General features: G+C 63.1%; 17 protein-coding genes. 9 read left to right on the plus strand and 8 right to left on the minus strand.

What is annotated here, in order from left to right; genetic code table 11:
* Positions 1–20: 20 nt before the first annotated feature.
* Positions 21–602 (minus strand): hypothetical protein, encoded by a 582-nt coding sequence (locus tag LAC81_RS14685; RefSeq protein ID WP_223725387.1) that lies wholly within the window; start codon positions 600–602, stop codon positions 21–23.
* A gap of 430 nt (positions 603–1032) precedes the next feature.
* Here LAC81_RS14685 and ftsE point away from each other — a divergent pair, with 430 nt between their 5' ends.
* The 4 genes from ftsE (at position 1033) to LAC81_RS14705 (ending at position 4386) form a co-directional block, all read left to right on the plus strand.
* A complete protein-coding gene (gene ftsE / locus LAC81_RS14690; RefSeq protein WP_235693165.1) occupies positions 1033–1656 on the plus strand; it encodes a cell division ATP-binding protein FtsE in 624 nt (207 codons plus the stop codon).
* Complete coding sequence (locus LAC81_RS14695; protein WP_223725388.1) at positions 1649–2674, plus strand: cell division protein FtsX; 1026 nt, start codon at positions 1649–1651, stop codon at positions 2672–2674. The genes ftsE and LAC81_RS14695 overlap by 8 nt, the downstream gene beginning before the upstream one ends.
* A 96-nt stretch (positions 2675–2770) precedes the next feature.
* A complete protein-coding gene (locus LAC81_RS14700; RefSeq protein ID WP_223727831.1) occupies positions 2771–3469 on the plus strand; it encodes a YdcF family protein in 699 nt (232 codons plus the stop codon).
* 125 nt (positions 3470–3594) lie between these two features.
* Positions 3595–4386, plus strand: coding sequence for a lysophospholipid acyltransferase family protein (locus LAC81_RS14705; protein ID WP_223725389.1), 792 nt, complete (start codon positions 3595–3597; stop codon positions 4384–4386).
* A 4-nt stretch (positions 4387–4390) separates the two neighbouring features.
* Here LAC81_RS14705 and LAC81_RS14710 read toward each other — a convergent pair whose 3' ends face one another.
* Positions 4391–4942, minus strand: a complete 552-nt coding sequence (locus LAC81_RS14710) for a gamma-glutamylcyclotransferase (protein ID WP_223725390.1) — start codon at positions 4940–4942, stop codon at positions 4391–4393.
* 201 nt (positions 4943–5143) lie between these two features.
* On the opposite strand from LAC81_RS14710, the gene LAC81_RS14715 reads away from it, so the two are divergent.
* Positions 5144–6154: a DUF2125 domain-containing protein gene (locus LAC81_RS14715; protein WP_223725391.1), complete on the plus strand. Its 1011-nt coding sequence runs from the start codon at positions 5144–5146 to the stop codon at positions 6152–6154.
* A gap of 60 nt (positions 6155–6214) precedes the next feature.
* Here LAC81_RS14715 and LAC81_RS14720 read toward each other — a convergent pair whose 3' ends face one another.
* The 3 genes from LAC81_RS14720 to LAC81_RS14730 all read right to left on the minus strand — a co-directional run bounded on the left by LAC81_RS14720 (position 6215) and on the right by LAC81_RS14730 (position 9154).
* Positions 6215–7138, minus strand: a complete 924-nt coding sequence (locus LAC81_RS14720; protein WP_223725392.1) for a prephenate/arogenate dehydrogenase family protein — start codon at positions 7136–7138, stop codon at positions 6215–6217.
* Complete coding sequence (gene hisC, locus LAC81_RS14725) at positions 7138–8244, minus strand: histidinol-phosphate transaminase (RefSeq protein WP_223725393.1); 1107 nt, start codon at positions 8242–8244, stop codon at positions 7138–7140. Before hisC ends, LAC81_RS14720 begins: the two co-directional genes overlap by 1 nt.
* Before the next feature lie 145 nt (positions 8245–8389).
* Positions 8390–9154, minus strand: coding sequence for a class I SAM-dependent methyltransferase (locus LAC81_RS14730; RefSeq protein ID WP_223725394.1), 765 nt, complete (start codon positions 9152–9154; stop codon positions 8390–8392).
* An 81-nt stretch (positions 9155–9235) separates the two neighbouring features.
* Here LAC81_RS14730 and gloB point away from each other — a divergent pair, with 81 nt between their 5' ends.
* Entirely contained in the window at positions 9236–10006 is a 771-nt protein-coding gene (gene gloB, locus LAC81_RS14735; RefSeq protein WP_223725395.1) for a hydroxyacylglutathione hydrolase, read from the plus strand.
* The gene (locus LAC81_RS14740; protein WP_223725396.1) at positions 10006–10443 is read left to right on the plus strand and encodes a cupin domain-containing protein; all 438 of its coding nucleotides are present in this window, start codon (positions 10006–10008) and stop codon (positions 10441–10443) included. Before gloB ends, LAC81_RS14740 begins: the two co-directional genes overlap by 1 nt.
* A gap of 12 nt (positions 10444–10455) precedes the next feature.
* Here the strand turns inward: LAC81_RS14740 and LAC81_RS14745 are convergent, their stop codons facing one another.
* Both LAC81_RS14745 and LAC81_RS14750 read right to left on the minus strand, forming a co-directional pair.
* Positions 10456–11346, minus strand: a complete 891-nt coding sequence (locus LAC81_RS14745; RefSeq protein ID WP_223725397.1) for a DMT family transporter — start codon at positions 11344–11346, stop codon at positions 10456–10458.
* Positions 11347–11444: 98 nt separating this feature from the next.
* On the minus strand, positions 11445–12221 hold the full coding sequence (locus tag LAC81_RS14750; RefSeq protein WP_223725398.1) for a DUF3108 domain-containing protein: 777 nt from the start codon (positions 12219–12221) through the stop codon (positions 11445–11447).
* A gap of 377 nt (positions 12222–12598) precedes the next feature.
* On the opposite strand from LAC81_RS14750, the gene rpmB reads away from it, so the two are divergent.
* Positions 12599–12889, plus strand: coding sequence for a 50S ribosomal protein L28 (rpmB, locus tag LAC81_RS14755; protein ID WP_034806568.1), 291 nt, complete (start codon positions 12599–12601; stop codon positions 12887–12889).
* A gap of 171 nt (positions 12890–13060) precedes the next feature.
* Entirely contained in the window at positions 13061–13705 is a 645-nt protein-coding gene (locus tag LAC81_RS14760) for a queuosine precursor transporter (RefSeq protein ID WP_223725399.1), read from the plus strand.
* Positions 13706–13814: 109 nt separating this feature from the next.
* Here LAC81_RS14760 and LAC81_RS14765 read toward each other — a convergent pair whose 3' ends face one another.
* Complete coding sequence (locus LAC81_RS14765; RefSeq protein ID WP_223725400.1) at positions 13815–14819, minus strand: esterase-like activity of phytase family protein; 1005 nt, start codon at positions 14817–14819, stop codon at positions 13815–13817.
* Positions 14820–14967: the final 148 nt, after the last annotated feature.

Here is a 14967-nt window from a genome sequence, read left to right on the forward strand (position 1 = left end):
ATCCGCGCCGCTTAGCACAATCAGCGTGCCGAAACACCGTTTTCAGCGAAGGAAACCGTCACATCGGGCATTTTTCCACCTGCATAGGGCAGTCGCGTCATGAAATGGCGGCTCTCGCCGGGGGCAATCGCCGCACCTTCCGGCATCACGCGCGTGGTCGTCACCTGCCGCCCGTTGGCCGCCACCCCCACCAGGACAAGAGGCAAACGCTGTTCGACGTCCGAGCGGTTGTCGATCGAGCCATACACCGAAAGCACCCGCATGCCGCCGGAATAATCGAGAGTGGTCGTCACCCCAGTGATCAAAAGCGGCTGCACATCTGCCTGCCCGTCACCGGCAAAACCGACAATCCCCAGGAAGGATGCGAGCGCAAAACCCGCGACCAGGCCGGCGAAGCGGCGCGCCGGCATGTCGCGCAGCCGCCCTTCGGCAAGGCTCAGCGCCCGGGCGGCAAGCGACGTCTTTTCGGCCACGACCGTCAAGGTCGGCCGTTTCCGATTTCGGCTCTTCGCATTGTCGTTGAACACCGCATAGGGCGCACGGCGCGACGGGCCGGCAATCACCTCGAACTCGGCATCGACGTAGTCGACACGTCTCGGCATCGCGGCTGCCTCCCGCCCACCCCTTTCGGGCGGCAAGAAGTCCGCGGAGGCGCCTGCGGCTTTGGTCCGGAATGCGTGCATGACCAGTTCCTCCTGTCTCACGCGGAGACGGGCGGCCGTTCGACCTGCCACCTCGGCTGCGAAACCATCGGGCAATGCGCGAACCCTTGGGTGTGCAAGAATCTAGGCATTGCATCAAATCTTTCCGACACGTAAACCGGAATGGTTAATGTTTCGGAAAGACGTCGCGAAAGCGGCACCTTTTCATGAAAAATTAACCGCTGCTTAACCATGATTCCGCTGGCGGTTTTGCCTTTCGAGGCTGGTCGTCCTATGCGCGGAGGACCGGAACCGGCCGTCGGTTGCAGGGCCGTGAGAGAGACTGGGCTGCCGCTTGATTCATTTTGAGAACGTCGGACTGCGATATGGCATGGGACCGGAAATCCTCCGGGACCTGACCTTCGATATTCCGCGCCGCTCGTTCCAGTTCCTGACCGGCCCGTCGGGCGCCGGCAAGACCACCCTTTTGCGACTGCTGTTCCTGTCGCTGCAGCCGACGCGCGGCCTGATCCGGATGTTCGACCGCAACATCTCGTCGATCCCGCGCGAAGAGTTCCCGATGCTGCGCCGGCGCGTCGGCATCGTCTTTCAGGATTTCCGCCTGCTCGACCACCTGACCACCTATGAGAACGTCGCCCTGCCGCTGCGTGTCCGCGGCAAGGAAGAATCGAGCTATCGCGCCGACGTTCTGGAGCTGCTGAAGTGGGTGGGCCTCGGCGAGCGTATCAACGTCCTGCCGCCGGTCCTTTCAGGCGGCGAGAAGCAGCGCGCAGCGATTGCCCGGGCGCTGATCGACCGGCCCGAGATCCTGCTTGCCGACGAGCCGACCGGCAACGTCGATCCGCCGATGGCCCGGCGCCTGCTCAATCTCTTCCTCGAGCTGAACCGGCTCGGCACGGCGGTTGTGATCGCCACGCACGATCTTTCGCTGATGGACCAGGTTGAAGCCCGGCGCATGATCCTTTCCCAGGGGCGGCTCGACATCTATGAGTGACAGCCGCACGAAAAGCCAGAACAAGGGCCTAGCCGAGCAGGCCCCGGAACAGCAGCCGCGCCGAACGGAGATGCGCGTGCGGCCGACCGGCCCGATCGTGCCTTCGACCAATGTCTCCGGCCATGCGCTGATGTGCGTCATCGCCATCATGTCGTTCCTTGCCTGCCTGACACTTGGCGGCGTCAGCATGGTTCGTGCAACGGCCCAGAGCTGGCAGTCGCAGATTTCGCGCGAGATCACCATCCAGATCAAGCCGGACGACAGCCTCGATATGGAAAAGGCGCTTGCCGACGCGCGCGATCTGGCGCTGACCTTCAGCGGTACGACGGATGGCAAGATCGTCGATCGCGCCGCTACCGCACGCCTGCTGGAACCCTGGCTCGGCGAAGGCCTCGATCTTGACGAACTGCCGGTACCACGGCTGATCATCATCACCATCGACGAGAGCAATCCACCCGACTTCGCCGCCATGCGCAAGGCGCTGACCGAAACGATCCCGCAGGCCTTTCTTGACGATCACCGCACCTGGGTCGACCGGCTCGTCGCCATGGCCAACACTACCGCCATGATCGGCACCGGCGTGCTGGCGCTGGTCTTCTCGGCCATGGTGCTGACGGTGATCTTCGCCACCCGCGGCGCCCTTTCCGGAAACCGTCACATCGTCGAGGTGCTGCATTTCGTCGGCGCAGAAGCCGGCTTCGTCGCCTCCGAATTCCAGAAGCATTTCTTGAGGATCAGCCTCAAGGGTGCCGGTACCGGCGGTCTGCTCGCTGCCCTGTCCTTCGCGCTTGCCGGCTTCTGGCAGTCTCGGACACTGGCGACACCGCAGACCGATCAGGCAACTGCGCTCTTCGGCACCTTCACGATCGGTTATGGCGGCTATCTAGGTATCGCCGCCATCATCGTCGTCATCGCCATCCTGACAACCGTGACGGCGCGCCTCACCGTCATGCGCACGATCTACGAGATCGATCTTATCCGTTCGGACCCTGGCCGTACGGACCTCTATCAGAGCTGACCCCCCAATGTTTCGCCGTGCCTCGATCCATTCCTTGCCGTAATCTGCGATTATGTGAAGAGATTCATGATGGCGCGAGAATTACGCGGGAACGGGATGGCCGAAGGAGGCAAATGGCAGGGGAGAGCCGACGATCGCCGGCGGCCCCGCAGCCTCTTGCGCAAAATTCTCCGACGGACGTTCTTCGTCCTGCTGTTGCCGCTCGCGCTCCTGATCGCTGCTTTCCTCAATTTCGCTGACACCGTCGCGTCGCTGCAGCCGCCGGTGCATCCCAAGGCGGACGCCATAGTCGTTCTGACCGGCGGCTTCCAGCGCATCGACCAGGCAGTCGACCTCCTGAAGGGTGGCGCCGGCAAGCGCCTGCTCATCTCCGGCGTCCACCCGACCACGACAGGCAGCCAGATCCGCCGCAATACTCAAAGCTCGGCCGATCTCTTCAAATGCTGCGTCGATATTGGCCATGAGGCGATCGATACGATCGGCAACGCCACGGAGACCGCGCAATGGATCCGTGATCGCGGCTATGCGAGCGTCCTCGTCGTCACCAACAATTACCACATGCCGCGCAGCCTGCTGGAGCTTCGGCGCACCCGTCCGGAAACCGAGTTCATCCCCTACCCGGTGGTCAACTCTGATCTGAAGACGACCAACTGGCTACGCAACCCGATGGTGCTGAAATCGATCCTCCTGGAATTCGGGAAGTACACGATCGCATCGGTTCGCGATTTCGCCGGCGCCCGTCCGACGAGCGGCCTGCGCACCGATCCCTCACGCGCCACGCCTGCGGAAGAGTAGGGCGAGCTAATACTTCGCTGCTGCAAAGTGAATGAGGACAGTTTTCCTTCGGCACGGTTTCGTGTAGGCAGCGATCAACCGGCCCGACGCCGGTCCCCGAGAACTCGCCTACGAGAGCGTGCCTGATGATCGTCTTGCGTTCGATCCTTTTCAACATGGTGTTCTACGCCAATCTGATCGTGCAGATGATCGTGCTGACGCCGATCTATTTCCTGCTGCCGCGCAAGAAGGCCTGGTTCGTTCCCAAGAACTGGGTGCGCAGCAACCACTGGCTGCTCGAAAAAATGGTCGGAACGACCTTCGAGATCGAGGGCCTGGAGAACATCCCTGATGTCCCCTACATCTTCGCCCCCAAGCACCAGTCCTTCTGGGACGCCTACGCGCTTTTGCCCTGGCTCAGCGATCCCTTTTATATCCTGAAGCGCGAACTCACCTGGATTCCGCTCTTCGGCTGGTATGTGCTCAAGCAACGCATGGTTCCGGTAAATCGCGCGGCGCGCGGCAAGGCCATGACCGGCGTCATGGATCGCACCAAGCAGGAAATGGCGACTGGCCGCGAGCTCATCATCTATCCGGAAGGCACGCGCCGGCCGCCAGGCGCGCCGGCCCAATACAAGTACGGCATCGCACGCCTCTACCGTGACCTCAACGTGCCGGTGGTGCCGGTAGCCATGCATCCCGGGCTCTTCTGGCCGCGCCGCAAGTTCCTGCGCTTTCCCGGCCACTTCAAGGTCCGCATTCTGCCGCCGATCGAGGCCGGCATGGACCCGGACGCCTTCCTTGCCAGACTGGTGGAAGTCACGGAGAAAGCCAGCGACGAGTTGCTCGTCGAAACGGTGAAGAACAATCCGCACCTGCCGCTGCCGCCGACCGCCGAGCAACGGCTGAAGGAATTGAAGGCCGCTGGGCGCGCCTGAGAAGTCAGGCCCGCGCGCGCTGGCGCGTCTGCTCGAGCAGGCCTACCACCTCTTCCAGCCAATGATCGCGAATGCCCATTTCCTTGAGATGGGCAAGCGTGTTGAACACATACTCGCTGTTCGGCCCGGACTTCCCGGTCGATACCGCGACGATGTCGGCTGCCTCGCCGGTGCTTAGCGTTCCGGCATATTGGACATGGGCGCGGTCGATGACATAGCCGAGCGCCGGAACCCGCCGCCCGTCGGCAAGCAGCACCGGCATCGTGCGCTCCTTGTAGACATGGGTCACCAGTTCCCGCTCGCGCAGATAGTCGACGACATCAGTCGCCTGCCTGCGCTCGACGCGAAATGCCGTGCCGATGCAGGAGCCGCCACGGTCGAGCCCAAGCACCAGTCCCGGCCGCTGTTCGGTGCCGCGGTGAACCCAGGAGTGCACGCATAGCGACCGGCGATAGCCGAATGCGCGTGCCGTCAGCTTCTCCTCGAAGGCAAAGCCCGGGTTCCACATCAGCGACCCGTAGCCAAAGACCCAAAATTCGTCCATATCCACTGTCATTCAACCCGTGCTGTCTGCTCTCGCCGCCGAATCATCATCGGCCTTCAGGAATGGTCAGCCATGTCGGTTTCTACGGCACAGCATCTCGGCACGAAAGAGACAAGCTCGCCCTCGTGCACCCGAAGACAAGAATAGTTTTGCGGATCGACGGCGCCACCCGAAAGGCAGCCGTGACCTAGTTTAGAGTGAGGACCCGCGCCCATGTCGGCAACCGCAGTTTCCAACCCCTCACCGGTCAGCCGGAAATTCCGCTGGCTGACGGCAGGCATCGTGCTCGTCGCCGGCATCTATTCGGCCGGCTGGTTCCTCGCCGCCGATCAGATCGAGAAGCGTCTTGCGGCCCGTCTTGCCGATGGACAGGCAACCGGCCTCGGCGGCGAGTGCACGAACATGGACGTGCGCGGCTTTCCGTTCCGCATCGGCCTCTTCTGCGACAAGGTCCATCTCGACGACACGCGCCACGGCACATCCGCCTCCTTCGGCGCGCTGCGGACGGCCGCCCAGGTCTACCAGCCCGGCCATGCCGTGATAGAGCTCGACGGCCCGGCCGAAATCCGGGCTTCGCCCGGCCTCAACGTCTTTGCCGATTGGACGCTGCTGCACGCGAGCGTGCGTGCGACCTTGTCCGGTGTCGACCGCACCTCGCTTACCTATGACAATCTCAACGGCCGGCTGCGCCTGCCGCTCTCGGGCGACGGTCTCGGCTTCGGCGCCAGCCATGGCGAGCTGCACCTGCGCCAGAACGGCGCGGATCTTGATGCCGCCTTGAGCGTCGACAAGCTCGATCTCCGCCCGGAGGAAGGCCCAAGCTACGCGCCGCCGGCCACCGTGGCTGCGGACGTGACCTTCACCGAGAAGGCCGGATGGATGGCGACCACGCCGACACCGGAGATGTTTCGCGGCAGCAAGGGCGAACTCAGGCAACTCACCCTCGATCTCGGCTCCGGGATGAACGCCAAGCTTTCGGGCCCCTTCTCGGTCAACGACCAGGGGCTGATCTCCGGCGAATTCTCGCTGACCTTGACGAATATCGAGGCGTGGCGGGCCAATCTGGTCAAGCTGATCCCCGACGACGCCAACCTGGTCGACAACACCGCCAACATGCTGAAGGCGCTCGCCAACGGCAAGGATGAGGCCAGCGTGAAGCTCAACGTGCGCGACGGCACGGCGTTTCTCGCCTTCATCCCGATCGGCGTGTTGCCGACCCTCTAAAGCGCGTCGCGATCTTTCGAAAAGGAAGACCGGCCCACGGTCTTCCTCGACCTGCTCTGGCTATTTCTGGTCCATGGCATGCCGGCCGAAGTCCGGCATTGCCGTATCCTGGCCTGCCTGAATGATCGAGCGGCGGATGGCGCGGGTGCGGGTGAAGAGGTCGAAGAGCTTGTCGCCGTCGCCCCAGCGGATCGCCCGCTGCAGATAGGCGAGATCTTCGGAAAACCGCGCCAGCATCTCCAGGATCGCGTCCTTGTTGTGCAGGCAGACGTCGCGCCACATCGTCGGATCAGATGCGGCCAGACGGGTGAAATCGCGGAAGCCCGAAGCGGAATATTTGATGACTTCGGATTCGGTGACCGTCTCCAAATCATCGGCCGTGCCGACGATATTGTAGGCGATGATGTGCGGCAGGTGCGAAACGATCGCCAACACCTTGTCGTGGTGCTCGGCGTCCATTTCCTCGACCATCGAGCCGAGCGTTTCCCAGAAACGCCGCAGCCGCGCGACCGCTTCGCCGTCAGCCCCTTCCGGCGGCGTGAGGATGCACCAGCGGCCGCGGAAGAGGCCGACGAAGCCTGCATCCGGACCGGAATGTTCGGTACCGGCGATCGGATGCCCCGGCACGAAATGAACGGTCTCCGGCAGATGCGGCGCCATTTGCGCGATCACCGAACCCTTGGTCGAGCCGACGTCGGTGACGATGGCGCCGGGCTTCAGATGCGCGGCAATCTCGGCGGCGACGGCGCCGGACGCGCCGACCGGGACCGAGACGATGACGAGGTCTGCATCGCGAACGGCCTCGGCGGCCGAAAGCGTATAGCGATCGCCGAGCCCGAGTTCCTGCGTGCGCGTCAACGTCGCCTCGCTGCGCGTGGAAACGACAAGAGTACCGGCAAGCTGCTTCTCGCGGATTTCGCGCGCGAGCGACGAGCCGATGAGACCAATCCCGATGAGGGCGATCGTTTCAAATTGCTGAGCCATTATTTCCGTCCCATGAATTCGGTCAGCGCCGCGATGACGCCTTCGTTGGCCTCTTCGCAGCCGATGGTCATGCGCAACGCATTGGGGAAGCCGTAGCTGCGGACCGCCCTGAGGATATAGCCGCGGCTGGTCAGGAAATCATCGGCTTCCTCGGCCCGCTTGCCGGCTTCTTCCGGAAAGTGGATCAGCACGAAATTCGTGACCGAGGGCGTGATGCGGAGCCCGATCGCCTCGAGCGCTTCGGTGACGCGCGCAAGCCAGGTGAGGTTATGATCGACGGCCGTTGCCACGAAGGCCTGGTCACGGATCGCGGCAGCACCCGCCGCAATGGAAGGCGCACTGAGGTTGAAGGGGCCGCGGACACGATCGACCGCGTCGATCACCTCCGGGGGCGCATACATCCAGCCGATGCGCAGGCCCGCAAGGCCATAGATCTTCGAGAAGGTGCGGGTCATCACCACGTTGCGGCTGGCCGAGACGAGCTCAAGACCGGCGGCATAGTCGTTGCGGCGCACATATTCGGCATAGGCCGCATCGAGCACCAGCAGCACGCCTTCGGGCAACCCCGCATGCAACCGGCGAACTTCGTCGACCGGGATGTAGGTGCCGGTCGGGTTGGCGGGATTGGCGAGGAACACGACCTTCGTCCGCTCGGTCACGGCCGAGAGGATCGCATCGACATCGACGCGCGCATCCTTTTCCTTGACGGTAACGGGCACCGCGCCCGCCGCCAGGATCTGGATCTTGTAGACGAGGAAACCGTGCTCGGTGATGATGCCTTCGTCGCCGGGGCCGAGATAAGTGTGGCAAAGCAGCCCGAGAAGTTCATCCGAGCCGTTGCCGCACATGATGTTTGCCGGGTTGAGCCCGTGCACGGCACCGATCGCCTCGCGAAGCGCCCGCGCCTGGCCATCCGGGTAGCGTTCCAGCCCGAAGGCCATCGACTGGAATGCCTCGATCGCCTTCGGGCTGGCGCCGAGCGGCGTCTCGTTCGACGAGAGTTTATGCACCTTGGCGACACCCGGCGCGTGCTCCTTGCCCGGCACATAAGCGGCAATGTCCAGGATGCCGGAACGCGGCTCAGGGCTCTTCGAAGCAAGGCTCATCGGGTCAGCTTTCTATGGCCATCAAAGCGCCACAGCGACCGATGCGTGCCTTGGGAGGTGCGCGGCGCTGCAGGCAGGAAAAGAGGTCAAGCCATTAGCGGCGCAAGCGGCTTTTGTCGAGGGTCCGCCGCGGTTCCCGTGCAGCTTAGCGTGTGGGATGTGGCCGCTCGCGTGTGCTCGGCACACCATGCGGCGCCAGCACCGGCACGAAGACGCGGCGGGACGCGCGCGCGGCAACGGGCAGCCCCTGGTAAAGCCGCTTCTGCGCCTCGACGACGATGACACCGGAAAAGACCGGCCAGAGCCAGCGGCCAAGCCGCTCGAAGCCGCGACGCAGCCGCAGGATCGCCCTGAGCTTCGACGGCGGGAAGAACAGCGCATCCGCCGTGGCGCCGGGGGTAAAGTTGGTCTCGCGCAAGAGCGCCGTCAGCTGCCCGCGCGAATAGGGCCGGCCGGAGCCGAAGGGCGTGTGCTCCATGCGCGCCCAGACGCCGCGGCGATTGGGCACGACGATGATTAGGCGCCCCCCCGGCGCCAGCACCCGCCAGATCTCCTTCATGGTTTCTCGCGGGCTTTCGGCGAACTCCAGCGAATGCACCATCAGCACGCGGTCGATCGAGGCGTCAGGTAGCGGCAATTCCTCGTCGAACACCAGCGCCGTCGAGGACAGCTCGGCGACTGGCCAGTTCACGGCCCCCTGCCCCGCCGGCATGAAGGCGAAGGTGCGCTCCGTGTCCTTGCGGAACCGTTCGAGATAGGGAACGGCATAGCCGAGCCCGACCAACCGCTCGTCCGGCAGGCGCGCCCAGACGGACGAAAGCGCCATGGTGACGGATTGCTCCGCCATCCGGCCGAGCTCGGAGTGATAGAATTCGCGAAGGTCGACAATATCGGTATGCATTCGCAACATGTTAGCTTCGAAGCGGTAGACTTCAAGGTAAGGCTCGCTACATTCGGCAGCATTCCCTCTCTCCTGACCGGAGGACGTGCCATGGCCGCGCTCGAACTCGACCTTTTCCTCTGCCGCACCGACAATTTCGGCGTGCTGATCCACGACCCCGAAACCGGCCTGACCGCCTCGATCGACGCGCCGGAAGAGGCGCCTATCCTGGAAGCGCTGGAGCGGCGCGGCTGGAAGCTCACCCATATCCTGACAACCCATCACCATGGCGACCACGTCGCGGCCAATGACGCCCTGAAGGAACGCTTCGGCGTCACGATCGTCGGTCCCTTCGGCGAAGCCTCGAAAATCCCTGGCCTCGACAAGACCGTGCGCCATGGCGAGCGCTTCGATTTTGCCGGCCGCTCCGTCGAGGTAGTCGAGACCCCGGGCCACACGGCCGGTCATATCTGTTTCCACTTCCCGCAGGATAAGCTGCTCTTTGCCGCCGATACCCTGTTCGCGCTCGGATGTGGCCGCCTGTTCGAGGGGACACCGGCGACCATGTGGCAGTCTCTCAGCCGGCTGATGGCGTTGCCGGACGACACGGTGGTCTACTTCGGCCACGAATACACGCTCTCCAATGCCCGCTTCGCCGTCACGGTCGACCCTGAGAATGCCGAACTCAAGGCGCGCGCTGCTGAAATCGAGGAGACGCGTTGCGATGGCGGTTTCACTGCGCCAACGACGATCGGCCTCGAAAAGCGCACGAACCCGTTCCTGCGCGCCGACGACCCCGGCATCCGCGCCCATCTCGGCATGCAGAACGCCGACGATGCCGCGGTCTTTGCCGAAATCCGCAAGCGCAAGGATAACTTCTAGTGGCTGAAGTGCACACGGCGGCAGAGATCATCGCAGCGCTCGGCCTGGCGCGCCACCCGGAGGGCGGGTGGTACATCGAGACCTTCCGCGATACGGCTGGTGCCCCACGCGGACATTCGACTGCGATCTACTACCTGCTGGAGCGCGGCGAGCGCTCGCACTGGCACCGAGTCCGCGACGCCGTGGAGATCTGGCATTACCACGCCGGCGCGCCGCTGGAACTCAGCATCGCTGAAGATGGAAAGCCGGCTGAGACGCTGCGGCTCGGGTCCGACATTCTGAATGGAGAACGACCGCAGGGCGTGGTCCCCGCCGATTGGTGGCAGTCCGCCACCTCGCGCGGTGATTGGACCCTGGTCGGCTGCACGGTCGCCCCGGCATTCGATTTTTCCGCCTTCGAAATGGCGGCCCCCGACTGGAACCCGCCATCCCGTTAGTAATTTTCGGAACTATTCCGCCGGCTGTGCGACCGCCCGATTCTTGCGAAGGATCAGATCCTTCGCCGCGAGTGCCGCACCTCCGGTGACGAACAGGCAGGCAAGCGCGATGCGCCACGACGGCTCGGCAAAGCCGAAGAGGAGCAGGTTTAGTGTCGACAATACGGGCGCGGCATAGCTCGAAACGCCGAGAAGCTGGATGTTGCCGTTCTTCACGCCGTAATCCCAGGCATAGAAGGCCGCGCCTACCGGCAACAGGCCGAGGCCGGCGACCGCCAGCCACTGAAAATGCGTCTGGGGCCAGACGGTCGTCTCCAATGCCAGGTGGCAGACAAAAGACAGGAGAGATGTGGCAAGGCAGAAGCCGGTGACGACATCAGTCGAGACCGCCTCGAAACGTCGGGTGATGAGTGAGTAGCCGGACCAGGTGAAGGCACAGAGGAAGGCGGCGCCATAGCCGACGAGATAGGCATCGTCAAAAGTGACGCCGTTTCGCGACACGATCAGGATCATGCCGACGAGACCCGACAGGGCGCCGGCGATGTGGTACCAGCGCAGGCGCTCGCCCGGCAGCAACGCCGAGCCGACGACGATCAGCAGCGGCCAAAGATAGGCGATCAACCCCGCCTCCACCGGCGGCGCGTTGCGAAGCGCTGTAAAATAGAGAAAGTGGTAGCCAAACAGGCCGGCAATGCCGGTGATCCAGACTTTGGCGGGCTGCTTCAGCAGCGCCAGCCGTTCCGGCCTCATAGCCAGGACCGCCAGCCCCGGCAGGCTGCCGATCAGGAAACAGATCGCGGTCAGCTGGAACGGTGGCATCTTGCCGGAGGCGGCCGTGAACAGGGCCAGCAGCGACCACATCAGGATAGCGGAAAAACCGATCAGAGTTGCCTTCAAATTCATAGTCGTCCCCTGGCGCGATTTCTCTGAACGGAAACCTGCGCCGATAAAAATCACCGTGCTTCGCGGTATTTAACCTTTTAGTTGAGCGCGGCCGCGCGTCAACCACCAAATCGTGTCGCCGAGACCGTGACCGGCCCAAGCTTGGTGGGGATGCGGACATAGACGGGGGCATAGACGTTTACGGCTGGCGCCTTGGCAAACCAGATCTCCATCGTCTGCAGACGGCGCAGATACTCGACATCCTCGCGGCCCTTCTTGTAGCCGGCCTTCGGAACGAAGCGGATGCCGCAGACAATCACCTCCCCCTCAAAGCCCTTCGTCTTGAAAGGCTTGGTCCCCTTCGGCGAAAGCTTGATATCGAGCCGCGACTCGCCGTCGAAGATTGGCAACGTGTTGGGGCAGACCCGCGCATCGGCGGGGATGATGAGACCGGAGAGCGGATCGAGCACATTGCGCATGTCGCGCGAGGTGACGGGCACCCAGTTCTTCGGCAAGGGCGTACGCTTTGGCGTCATGCTTGCATGCACAACGTTGCCGTTGCGATAGGTGACGCTGATCGTCCGCCCCTTGGAGCCGCTGCGATAGGACATCGAATACTGCGACGCCCGAAGGTGATCCTTGTCGACAATGCCGGAAACCTGAGTCTGGCCCGAGGTGCGGCTGAGGATATCGAGCAGCCCTGCGGACTTCAGCGTTCCCGAGATCGTGTAGCGATTCTTCTGAAGCTCGGTATGGAAGGAGGCGCGCGCAACCGGCAGACCGGCGAGCGAGATACTGTAATCCGTCTGATGTTCTACATCCGCGGCCGACGATGCTGTGGAAAACGAGACCGCGGACAGCAGGGCCGCCACGCGAAAGCCATTTCGCAACTTCATGCCTTCAAAAATCCATCGCTTGAATTTCGCCGCAATACCCTGAAATGCAGGCTCTTTGCGGCTTTTCTACGCCCAGTTCGCTGCAGCCGGTCGCCGGCTGGCGTCTCCACCGCCGCACGTCCTCGCGCAAGAAATAGCGCATAGCAAAAGCGCTTGGAATGGGCCTCGCGAGGCATTATTCTTGCGCCAACTCCGCCTCACATCTGAAGAACGGCCGGGAAAAACCGCGGTTTTCCGAGAATGCAAGAGGTTTGGCTTGACGGGCGGGCCGTCTCTGACTATAGAACCGCGACTTTCCAATAATGGCCTAGGAACGCGGCCTGGGCTCTGGGCCCGCTACCGCATTGTCCGGCGGCGATAAAGAGAATAGGTGTACCATGTCCCGTAGTTGCGAATTGACCGGCAAGGGCGTCCAGTCGGGCAACAATGTAAGCCACGCCAACAACAAGACCAAGCGCCGGTTCCTGCCGAACCTGTGCAACGTCACGCTGATTTCCGATGCTCTCGGCCAGCGCTACCGCCTGCGCGTTTCCGCAGCTGCTCTCCGTTCGGTTGAACACCGTGGCGGCCTCGACGCCTTCCTTCTGAAGTCGGACGAGAACGAGCTCAGCATGCGCGCTCGCCTGCTGCGTCGCCAGATCGTCAAGAAGGTTGCTGAAGCCGCCTGATCGGCGCCAGCGCACCGTCTTTGACACGCGTTTAAAAGGCTTGCGGGTTCATCCGGCAAGCCTTTTTCTCGTTCGCGCATTTCTTAACCGACACGCGTTTTTGCCCTCATCGGCCGGGTGTACTACCCTGCTTTCATCCCTCTAGCTGGTGGCATACCCCAGGATAAAAAAATGCTGATCAACCGTACGTTCTTCGTCTATGTCGCGCTGATGACCCTTGTGGTCGTCGCCTCGAATATCCTCGTTCAGTTTCCGCTGCCGGGCTCGCTTGCTGGCATGCAACTTGGCGATCTTCTCACCTGGGGCGCCTTCAGCTATCCCTTCGCTTTCCTGGTGACCGACCTCACCAACCGCCAGTTCGGACCGCGCATCGCGCGCCGTGTGGTGGTCGCAGGCTTCATCGTCGCCATCCTGCTCTCCTTCGTCGCCGCCACGCCGCGCATCGCGATTGCCTCGGGCTCCGCCTTCCTGTTCGGCCAGCTTCTGGACATCTCCGTGTTCAACCGCCTGCGCCGTCAGAGCTGGTGGCATGCGCCGCTGGCCGGCTCACTGATCGGATCGGCGCTCGATACCGCGATGTTCTTCTCTTTCGCCTTCGCGCCGTTCTTCGTGTTCTTCGGGCCGAACGACAGCTTCGCGCTGGAAACCGCACCGCTCCTCGGCGTACTCTCGGCCGAAGCGCCGCGCTGGATTTCCTGGGCGATTGGTGACTTGAGCGTCAAGATCCTCTGCGGCCTCGTCATGCTCCTACCCTATGGCGCGCTGATGAGCGTGGTCAAGCCGATGCCGGCAGCAGAGGCCAAGGCACCCGCCTAAGCAAGGCCTGAAAAGATCGAGCCGATGATCGCGGTCGAACGACAGCGATCATCGGCTCTTTTCGTTTCACGGGTTTGGGTCGCTCGCCCTTAGGCGAAACAGGGATTGCTTACTGCGTCAGCGCGGTCGTGAGCCGGAACTCGAGGATCAGGTTGCGCTCCAGGATCGAATGGTTGTCGTCCGAAACGACGATGATCCGGACTTCGCCGTCCGGCTGCACGACGACGTCGAGCCCTTCCATATTGTCGATCTGATGGCGCATGTCGGCCTCGACGATGACTTCGCCATCGACCACGGCGCCGGGCTTGATCGTGTCGCCGGCGATGCGCCGGATCTGCATGCCGAGACCAGAACCGAACGAGAAGCGCCGCTCCAGGAGCAGCAGGTCGCCGTTCGGCAGGAAGGCACCGTCGGTCACCGCATAGGGGTCCCTGCGCACGACGGCAAAGGCGCCACGCTGCGGCCCGTCGAGAATGCCCGCCAGCAGATTGTCAGCCTTGTCGACGCTGCGTTCCGCGACCGCAATCGTAGCGCCGGCCAAGGGGCTGTCCTTTGGTGCGACCGCGATGGTTTCGATGCCGCCGTTGTTGCGCAATTCCTTGATCGGGAACGGCAACGGCAGGCTCCCGATCGGCGTCGACGCCGCAAAGCCCGGGTCCGGGTAAATATCGATGCGGTGGGCCTGCTCGTAGCTGACGACCACCTGGCCTGCCCGCAGCGCCAGTCCTTCCGAATCCACCTTCCACTTCGCCAGACCGACGTCGCCGCTGCGGTCCGCCATCGGCGTGGCAACAAGATCCGTCAGACCGGAAAGCCGGCCGTTCGCATCGCGGATCACGGCGCCCTCAAGCCAATGGCCGGTGTCCATGATCGCGATGAACGATGCTCCATCCGGTCGAAAACGGATCGCCGACATGGCGCCGAACAGCGCATTTGGCGAGGTCATTTCCAGTCCGCCGACAAACTCCAGCGCGCCGAACCGGGTGGCGCTCGATCCGACTGCGAAACTGCTGATCTGGCGGCTGCGGATCGGCAGGGTCTCACTGTTCGAGGCGGCCCATGCCGAGCCGGTCGACGCCAGAAGCAGGAGGGCTAGAAGTCCGCGGCCAAGCATAGGGAGAGGTACCTTCAGGGAAAAGCATGGGAATGAAACGAAACACGAGCACGAAAGGCACCCGCCACGGCGCACCGAGATCATCGCTGCAGCTTGGTAGACTGTAAAACTTTGTCCGTAAATTGACTTCGGCCCAAGGCAGGAATGT

This window comes from Ensifer adhaerens (assembly GCF_020035535.1).
Classification (GTDB): Bacteria; Pseudomonadota; Alphaproteobacteria; order Rhizobiales; family Rhizobiaceae; genus Ensifer.

Coding starts and splice junctions, on each gene's coding strand:
- LAC81_RS14685 (WP_223725387.1), bottom strand. CDS start 602: ATGCCGAGACGTGTCGACTACGTCGATGCCGAGTTCGAGGTGATTGCC.
- ftsE (WP_235693165.1), top strand. CDS start 1,033: ATGGGACCGGAAATCCTCCGGGACCTGACCTTCGATATTCCGCGCCGC.
- LAC81_RS14695 (WP_223725388.1), top strand. CDS start 1,649: ATGAGTGACAGCCGCACGAAAAGCCAGAACAAGGGCCTAGCCGAGCAG.
- LAC81_RS14700 (WP_223727831.1), top strand. CDS start 2,771: ATGGCCGAAGGAGGCAAATGGCAGGGGAGAGCCGACGATCGCCGGCGG.
- LAC81_RS14705 (WP_223725389.1), top strand. CDS start 3,595: ATGATCGTCTTGCGTTCGATCCTTTTCAACATGGTGTTCTACGCCAAT.
- LAC81_RS14710 (WP_223725390.1), bottom strand. CDS start 4,942: ATGACAGTGGATATGGACGAATTTTGGGTCTTTGGCTACGGGTCGCTG.
- LAC81_RS14715 (WP_223725391.1), top strand. CDS start 5,144: ATGTCGGCAACCGCAGTTTCCAACCCCTCACCGGTCAGCCGGAAATTC.
- LAC81_RS14720 (WP_223725392.1), bottom strand. CDS start 7,138: ATGGCTCAGCAATTTGAAACGATCGCCCTCATCGGGATTGGTCTCATC.
- hisC (WP_223725393.1), bottom strand. CDS start 8,244: ATGAGCCTTGCTTCGAAGAGCCCTGAGCCGCGTTCCGGCATCCTGGAC.
- LAC81_RS14730 (WP_223725394.1), bottom strand. CDS start 9,154: ATGTTGCGAATGCATACCGATATTGTCGACCTTCGCGAATTCTATCAC.
- gloB (WP_223725395.1), top strand. CDS start 9,236: ATGGCCGCGCTCGAACTCGACCTTTTCCTCTGCCGCACCGACAATTTC.
- LAC81_RS14745 (WP_223725397.1), bottom strand. CDS start 11,346: ATGAATTTGAAGGCAACTCTGATCGGTTTTTCCGCTATCCTGATGTGG.
- LAC81_RS14750 (WP_223725398.1), bottom strand. CDS start 12,221: ATGAAGTTGCGAAATGGCTTTCGCGTGGCGGCCCTGCTGTCCGCGGTC.
- rpmB (WP_034806568.1), top strand. CDS start 12,599: ATGTCCCGTAGTTGCGAATTGACCGGCAAGGGCGTCCAGTCGGGCAAC.
- LAC81_RS14760 (WP_223725399.1), top strand. CDS start 13,061: ATGCTGATCAACCGTACGTTCTTCGTCTATGTCGCGCTGATGACCCTT.
- LAC81_RS14765 (WP_223725400.1), bottom strand. CDS start 14,819: ATGCTTGGCCGCGGACTTCTAGCCCTCCTGCTTCTGGCGTCGACCGGC.